Raw genomic sequence first — 6135 nt, 5'->3', positions numbered from 1 at the left:
GGACCACCCTGGGGATAGCCTTGCCGGCCACCCATCATCCCCGGACCACCCTGGGGATAGCCTTGCGGACCACCCATCGTGCCCGGATAACCCATCTCCCCCATCGGACCGGCCGGTGCGGGCCCTTCCTGCGCGGACACGGCAGGCGCTAAGGTGAAGGTGATAATCACTGCTGCAAGTATTGAATTCGTCATGTGAAGTTTCCTTACTAGAGAAAGCCTGGACTCATTTCATGGAAATACCGGGCGTTAGAAAAAGTCTAAACCTCTGTTCAGGTGTAGTATGTTCGGTGACGCACATATCGCCACAATTAGCCACCGATCAGTTTAGCTGAGGGTATTGATTGGAGATATCGGCAGGCGCAACCATCACCATCTTCAGAATCCAGGCTGAGCCGAAGTAAGGTCCGCGTTGGAAGTGTACCCTCCTATTCCTCGTCAGCGCTCAGTGCCTCAAAGCCAGAGATCACATCGAACAGCTCCGCATCAATGCCACTCTGGCGTAATCGGTGAAACGATCCATTAAGGACTTGGAACAATTCGTCGATATTTTTCTCGCCACGTTGCATAGCCGCCGGACGACTGGCGTTTGAGATTCGTGCATTGAAGCCCTTACCAATCAAGACGACCACCCAACAAACCATCCTACCGTCACCTGCACTGCTCATTTACCCGTGTGAACATGGTAGCTGACGCTTCTCATTCAATCGCAATGTACGATAGCGTACAGACGATGGCCACGTCCGGTGATTATGCTTCCTCTGTGATTAAGAGACCGCGTGTAAAACCCCGCGGGTTCTTTGACCGTTCACAAGGAAGCACAAACAGCCTTGATCGGCTCGATACCGCACTGTTTTTGCAGAAGACCGATAACCCGGGTTTTAGCGTATCGAAACGACTCAATACCGGTGTCAGTAAGAGCCGAATCATGGATATCTGGAGAGTTCTATCATGAAACAATTTCGCAACTATCTTACCGTGTTGTTGTTGGCTATTACGTTAGCATCGGTCATCGGTTGTTCATCCACCTCGAAACAGGAGAGCACCGGGGAGTATTTAGATGACAGCGTTATTACTACCAAGGTGAAGACGGCCATTTTTAATGAGCCTACGCTTAAATCCGCCGAGATTAACGTCGAGACGTTCAAGGGTGTGGTACAGCTGAGTGGCTTCGTCAACTCCCAGAGCGATATCAACAGGGCGGTAGAGATTGCGCAAGGTATCAAGGGCGTAACCTCCGTCAAGAACTCCATGCGGCTCAAGTGAAGCTGACTAAGCCTCGCCAGTGCCGGCCCCTTTCAGGTTCGGTGCTGGCCAGGGCTAGTAACCCATGATTCCGAACCCGGCGCTGGTCAGGTGGATGGCCACTCTCTTGGGGTCGACAATTAAAAACCCGCTGTCATCAATCACCGCACAGGTTTCGCAGGCACGCGCCCTGCAGTGCCAAAAGCAAACGATATACCAACCATTAAATTGTCGGCCTTGAAAAGCATGTCAACAATACTTTAGTCCGCGCTCTGTGTACGCCACCGCACAGAGATTAAACTATTTTTTGCGTAACGTTCAGTTGGTGATATCAGGAAGTCAGCGGCCGACGTGAGAAACAAGGCTACAACCACGAATCCTGCCCAGAAGCCGTAGCGTCACCCGTACGATTTCGGCGCCATGCATTGGGCGATTGAAGCAATCAGGCACACCTCCTTAGAGCACCGAAGGGATAACCGGAGACGGTATCGGCAGTCAGTCGAGCACCGGGCCAGTACATATCGGTTTTATACTCAAGTCTAGACAATGGATAACGCACATGAAAACCTCATCCTATGCACGTACACTGTTTGCCATGGCATCTTTAGCCTTGGTTAACGCCACCTTCGCTGATCAAAACACCAAGGAGGGATATACGCTCGGTACTCCCGATAAGTCTATCGTAATGAACGGCTCTAATAACTGCTGGAGAACTGGATTCTGGACAGCCGACATGGCTATTGCAGAATGCGACCCGAGCTTGGTAAAGGTAGCCGCTACCGAGACACCAATGGCCCCAGTTGCACCACCTCCGATGAAGTCAGAGGCCATCGTACTTACCCTGGAATCCGATACGCTGTTTGAATTTGACAAGTCGGTTATCAGTACCGAAGGTAAGCAACAACTGGACAATCAGGTCATCGCCAAGATGAATGAATATCCACAAATTGAAATGGTGCGGATCACCGGACACGCCGACCGAATCGGCTCGGAAGCCTACAATCAAAAACTGTCACAGCGCCGCGCGGATGCAGTGAAAGATTACCTGATTGGACAAGGTATTGTAAGTTCGCGCACTGAAACCGCCGGCAGTGGTGAATCCGATCCTGCTGTTTCCTGTGCAGACATAACTGGCAGAAATAACAGTAAAAACACGAACCTGGTTGACTGCCTAAAACCAAACCGTCGCGTTGTGGTAGAAATCAAGACCCTTACTATAGCGCAGCAATAAACTGAAGCTGATGCCTAAGGAGCATCTGTGGATCATCGGATACACAAGGTGACATGAATACCACCGGCTTAGGCCGGTGGCGTTCGCTTATACCGCACGCCATCCTTCCCTCTCGCTATGGATATGCCATGATAGATAGGTAAGCGTGGATTGCTTACTTAAACCCTGTGGGATTGACAGCGTATTCAATGATGTAATCGCTTACTCTGACTCAGCACAGAACAACAGAGGAAATGATTATGCTAGTGACCTTTTCCTGTCCCGCCTTTGCGGACATCACCCTGTTTGGCGACGTGGCCATCAAGTTGCTCAAGATGATGGGGCACAGCGGTACGGTACCCAGCGCACTTCTTGCCGATGATGTCCCGGCGGTACTGGCACGCTTGGAGGCCGCGATCGAAGCTGAGAAGCAGTCATCAAAGGCGACGGAAGTACCGGCAGAGGACGATGACGAGGAGCCTGTCATCAGCCTCACCCATCGCGCATTGCCTTTGATCGAGTTGCTCAAGGCGGCAGCAAAAGATAAATGCAACGTGATGTGGGACAGCGGGACTTAATCCGACACGGGCGACAACAGGCAATCGTAGATCGCAAGAGGATACACCCGTATACCGCCAGCCTGCCTCATCATCCACGATCTGATTCAGCTTTGGGAAGGGTCACCCATGACTTCCCATCGATCAGGGCAGATTTGCAGGCCAGGAAAACCAGGTTGCCCCCGTTCCCTCTCGCTTGGATAAACCTATCATATTTTACTGTCAATAGGATTTTTTGAAGTACCGGTGTGTATTGTTTAGTCCGTATGTCCTCGTCATGAACAAGAGCGAACGCTTCAACAGCATTTCACATCTGGTCGGCGCCGCACTGGCGCTGGCGGGCACCGTGGCGCTGGTGGTGATGGCATCACGGGGTGGCGATGTATACCGCATCGTGTCGTTCAGTATTTATGGCGCCACGCTATTTCTGCTTTATGTAATCTCCACGGTTTATCACGGCCTGCCGCCAGGTCGCGCGAAACGGGTGTTTCGTGTACTCGATCACCAGGCCATTTATCTGCTGATCGCCGGCAGCTATACCCCGTTCACGCTGATCTCGCTCGAGGGTATCGTGGGTTGGTGGATGTTCGGTGCGATCTGGGGCATGGCGGCACTGGGGTTGGTACTTGATGCGCTACCACGGCGCGGCGCGCGGGTGCTGCCAATGATCATTTATTTTGTCATGGGCTGGCTGATTGTACTGGCGATCAAGCCACTACTCGCAGCGCTGCCACCCGCGGGCTTCGTGTGGCTGTTAACCGGCGGGATACTCTATTCGTCGGGAATTGTGTTTTATGCCCTCGACCAGCGTTACCCCTGGATGCATGGGGTGTGGCATCTGTTCGTGTTGGGGGGTAGCGTCAGCCACTATCTGGCGATTCTGGTCTATGTCTGATAGCAGCTGATCACTGTCAAACGCCGCGTCTACAAAAACCTGTGGCCCGTTTGCCTGTAGAACAAGGGGGTGCCTGCGCTAGTAACCTTCCCCTGATGGTCTACACGGACATAACGATGTTCGGCGACGTGGCAGTCCTAATGGCTTAAACAGTGGGAGCACAGCGGCGCAATACACGATTCCCGCTTGCCGCTGCAGCAATTAATCCGGCAGCTGCAAACGATCAACCCGGATTACAGAATATTCACTTCGGGTAACAGGCGATCAAACTCCTTCTTGACCACCCCATAGCACTCACAGGCTCGCGCCTCCAGTCCCGCGCGGTCGAGTGCCGTGATGTGGCCACGTTGATACTTGATCAGGCCGGCCTTCTGCAGGTTACCGGCCGCCTCAGTGACGCTCTCACGACGTACACCGAGCATGTTGGCGATCAACTCCTGGGTCATAACCAGTTCATTGGAGGAGAGACGGTCGAGGCTCAGCAGCAGCCAGCGGCAAAGTTGCTGGTCGAGCGAATGGTGCCGGTTGCACACGGCGGTCTGTGCCATTTGGGTCAACAGAGCCTGGGTGTAGCGCAGTAACAGATGCTGCAAGTCGCCGGAGCGATTGAACTCCTGCTTCAACAGTTGCCCCTTCAACCGGTAGGCGTGACCGGCACTCTGTACGACGGCCCGATTAGGCATGGTCTCGCCACCCATGAACAGGGCAACACCAATAACGCCCTCGTTGCCGACCACGGCGATTTCCGCCGATGCACCGTCGAGCATGACGTAGAGCAGGGACACAATGGACGTGGTGGGAAAATAGACGTGACGCAACTCGACGCCGGATTCATAAAGCACATCGCCGAGCGGCATAGGGACCAGTTCAAGATGGGGAAGCAGGCGTCCGATATCCTCCTTCGGCAGGGCGGCGAGCAAGTGGTTCTGGCTGGGGGCGTGTGGATCGTGCATGCATAAACTCCGGTCCTTGGGTTCTAATCAGATTGCCTTACCGACAAAACAGATCCGGATGTCTGATATTACGCCAGTATAGACCATTATATATACTGTGTGTAATTGCCTGCGCGCAGGCGCAGCAGGGAGATCGGCGCACGGTTCCGTGCGGGGCAGCACGCGCTCACTCCGTAAGGTGGATCAACGCCCAACACACCTGTCGATTGCCGCTATTGTACGCCAGCAGACAGACGGCGACGGTGCTTCTGCGTATCCTTCAGTCATCGGAGACAAACAAAGTACCAGCAAGGGTGTTTGCGTGAAGGCAGCGAAAACCCGCGACCGCCGACACGGCCGATAGCAGGAATCGCGGCGTGGATAAGGGCAGTGCGTTTTTGCCAAGTCGAAAGACGGAAAGACGCACGCGACCTACTTTGAAGCACCGCAAACATAATATTGGATAAGAAGGTAACGTCATGAAAAAAATACAGAAATTCACTCCCTACATGGTTGCTGCAGTGATGCTGCTCAGTCTGAGTGGTTGTGCCGGCATGTCGACACAGGATAAAAATACCGCCATCGGCGCCGGTGTTGGTGCTGTCGGCGGGGCCATTCTTACAGGCGGCAGTACTATCGGAACCGTCGGCGGTGCTGCGGTAGGCGGCGTTATCGGCCACGAGGTCAGCAAGGACAAATGAGGATGGAACCGTGCGGTCGTCCGGGTGTCCCGGTCGCTCAGCGCCCTGACCCCCGCATTAAGAATGGCCAGCAAGATTTTGCGCTTTATTCCATGAATAAGAGGAACGAATTATGAAGCGACTCCAGATCATCAGTGCCGCACTGGTCTTGAGTGCATTGCTTGTAGCACTCCCCGGTTGCGAGAAACAGGGCCCGGCAGAGCAAGCCGGCGAGAGTATCGACAATGCGGTAGAGAAGGCCGGAGATCAAATCGAGAAAGCCGGTGATGCCATCAAGGATAGCGCACAGGGCGACAACACCTATTAACCCCGTATCGCGAAAACCACGGCGACTGTCGACAGTGTCCCCAGCGACACTCCGTGTGCGTCCACCGGTAGCCGGATAGCGGCTGCCGGAGAAATGCCGTTGGCGTTGCCGTCATCCTGCGTCGCTGCTTGAGTAACCGGCATTATCTCTTTACCTGGCTCTGCGGCGGACGGCACATCGGGTATCCAGGGAACGGCAACTGAGTTGGCAACGGTAATAGTGACGAGGTAACAGCGTCTCATAACGGTTGACAGATAACCGGACGATGCAACAACACTACTGCTCAATT

General features: G+C 53.9%; 9 protein-coding genes and 1 pseudogene. 6 read left to right on the top strand and 4 right to left on the bottom strand.

From position 1 onward, the window contains the following. Both A3GO_RS26460 and A3GO_RS0120255 read right to left on the bottom strand, forming a co-directional pair. A pseudogene (locus A3GO_RS26460) lies at nt 1-194 on the bottom strand (DUF4168 domain-containing protein); the annotation flags it as partial. A 233-nt stretch (nt 195-427) separates the two neighbouring features. Continuing rightward, complete coding sequence (locus tag A3GO_RS0120255) at nt 428-643, bottom strand: F0F1 ATP synthase subunit gamma (protein ID WP_029134943.1); 216 nt, start codon at nt 641-643, stop codon at nt 428-430. Between the two features lie 307 nt (nt 644-950). Between A3GO_RS0120255 and A3GO_RS0120250 the strand changes: the two genes are divergently transcribed. The 4 genes from A3GO_RS0120250 to trhA all read left to right on the top strand — a co-directional run bounded on the left by A3GO_RS0120250 (nt 951) and on the right by trhA (nt 3906). Beyond that, complete coding sequence (locus A3GO_RS0120250) at nt 951-1265, top strand: BON domain-containing protein (protein ID WP_029134942.1); 315 nt, start codon at nt 951-953, stop codon at nt 1263-1265. A gap of 538 nt (nt 1266-1803) precedes the next feature. Continuing rightward, nucleotides 1804-2475: an OmpA family protein gene (locus A3GO_RS0120245; RefSeq protein WP_029134941.1), complete on the top strand. Its 672-nt coding sequence runs from the start codon at nt 1804-1806 to the stop codon at nt 2473-2475. A gap of 239 nt (nt 2476-2714) precedes the next feature. Then, entirely contained in the window at nt 2715-3032 is a 318-nt protein-coding gene (locus tag A3GO_RS0120240; RefSeq protein ID WP_029134940.1) for a DUF1840 domain-containing protein, read from the top strand. Nucleotides 3033-3288: 256 nt separating this feature from the next. After that, entirely contained in the window at nt 3289-3906 is a 618-nt protein-coding gene (gene trhA, locus A3GO_RS0120235; protein ID WP_029134939.1) for a PAQR family membrane homeostasis protein TrhA, read from the top strand. Nucleotides 3907-4139: 233 nt separating this feature from the next. On the opposite strand, the gene A3GO_RS0120230 is transcribed toward trhA, so the two are convergent. Beyond that, entirely contained in the window at nt 4140-4859 is a 720-nt protein-coding gene (locus A3GO_RS0120230) for a Crp/Fnr family transcriptional regulator (protein WP_029134938.1), read from the bottom strand. A 458-nt stretch (nt 4860-5317) separates the two neighbouring features. Between A3GO_RS0120230 and A3GO_RS0120225 the strand changes: the two genes are divergently transcribed. Further along, nucleotides 5318-5539, top strand: a complete 222-nt coding sequence (locus A3GO_RS0120225) for a glycine zipper 2TM domain-containing protein (RefSeq protein WP_029134937.1) — start codon at nt 5318-5320, stop codon at nt 5537-5539. Between the two features lie 112 nt (nt 5540-5651). Further along, a complete protein-coding gene (locus A3GO_RS0120220) occupies nt 5652-5846 on the top strand; it encodes a hypothetical protein (RefSeq protein ID WP_037376192.1) in 195 nt (64 codons plus the stop codon). Here the strand turns inward: A3GO_RS0120220 and A3GO_RS26300 are convergent. Further along, nucleotides 5843-6088: a hypothetical protein gene (locus A3GO_RS26300; RefSeq protein ID WP_157606891.1), complete on the bottom strand. Its 246-nt coding sequence runs from the start codon at nt 6086-6088 to the stop codon at nt 5843-5845. The genes A3GO_RS0120220 and A3GO_RS26300 overlap by 4 nt on opposite strands. Between the last annotated feature and the right edge of the window lie 47 nt (nt 6089-6135).

It is taken from the genome of Sedimenticola selenatireducens DSM 17993 (assembly GCF_000428045.1).
Lineage (GTDB): Bacteria > Pseudomonadota > Gammaproteobacteria > Chromatiales > Chromatiaceae > Sedimenticola > Sedimenticola selenatireducens.
The sequence above is the reverse complement of the archived record's forward strand: the minus strand, read 5'-3'. Positions and strand labels throughout refer to the sequence as shown.

What these genes read in the sequence shown, in the direction of transcription:
- A3GO_RS0120255 (WP_029134943.1), bottom strand. Translation starts at nt 643, where the DNA reads ATGGTTTGTTGGGTGGTCGTCTTGATTGGTAAGGGCTTCAATGCACGA.
- A3GO_RS0120250 (WP_029134942.1), top strand. Translation starts at nt 951, where the DNA reads ATGAAACAATTTCGCAACTATCTTACCGTGTTGTTGTTGGCTATTACG.
- A3GO_RS0120245 (WP_029134941.1), top strand. Translation starts at nt 1,804, where the DNA reads ATGAAAACCTCATCCTATGCACGTACACTGTTTGCCATGGCATCTTTA.
- A3GO_RS0120240 (WP_029134940.1), top strand. Translation starts at nt 2,715, where the DNA reads ATGCTAGTGACCTTTTCCTGTCCCGCCTTTGCGGACATCACCCTGTTT.
- trhA (WP_029134939.1), top strand. Translation starts at nt 3,289, where the DNA reads ATGAACAAGAGCGAACGCTTCAACAGCATTTCACATCTGGTCGGCGCC.
- A3GO_RS0120230 (WP_029134938.1), bottom strand. Translation starts at nt 4,859, where the DNA reads ATGCACGATCCACACGCCCCCAGCCAGAACCACTTGCTCGCCGCCCTG.
- A3GO_RS0120225 (WP_029134937.1), top strand. Translation starts at nt 5,318, where the DNA reads ATGAAAAAAATACAGAAATTCACTCCCTACATGGTTGCTGCAGTGATG.
- A3GO_RS0120220 (WP_037376192.1), top strand. Translation starts at nt 5,652, where the DNA reads ATGAAGCGACTCCAGATCATCAGTGCCGCACTGGTCTTGAGTGCATTG.
- A3GO_RS26300 (WP_157606891.1), bottom strand. Translation starts at nt 6,088, where the DNA reads ATGAGACGCTGTTACCTCGTCACTATTACCGTTGCCAACTCAGTTGCC.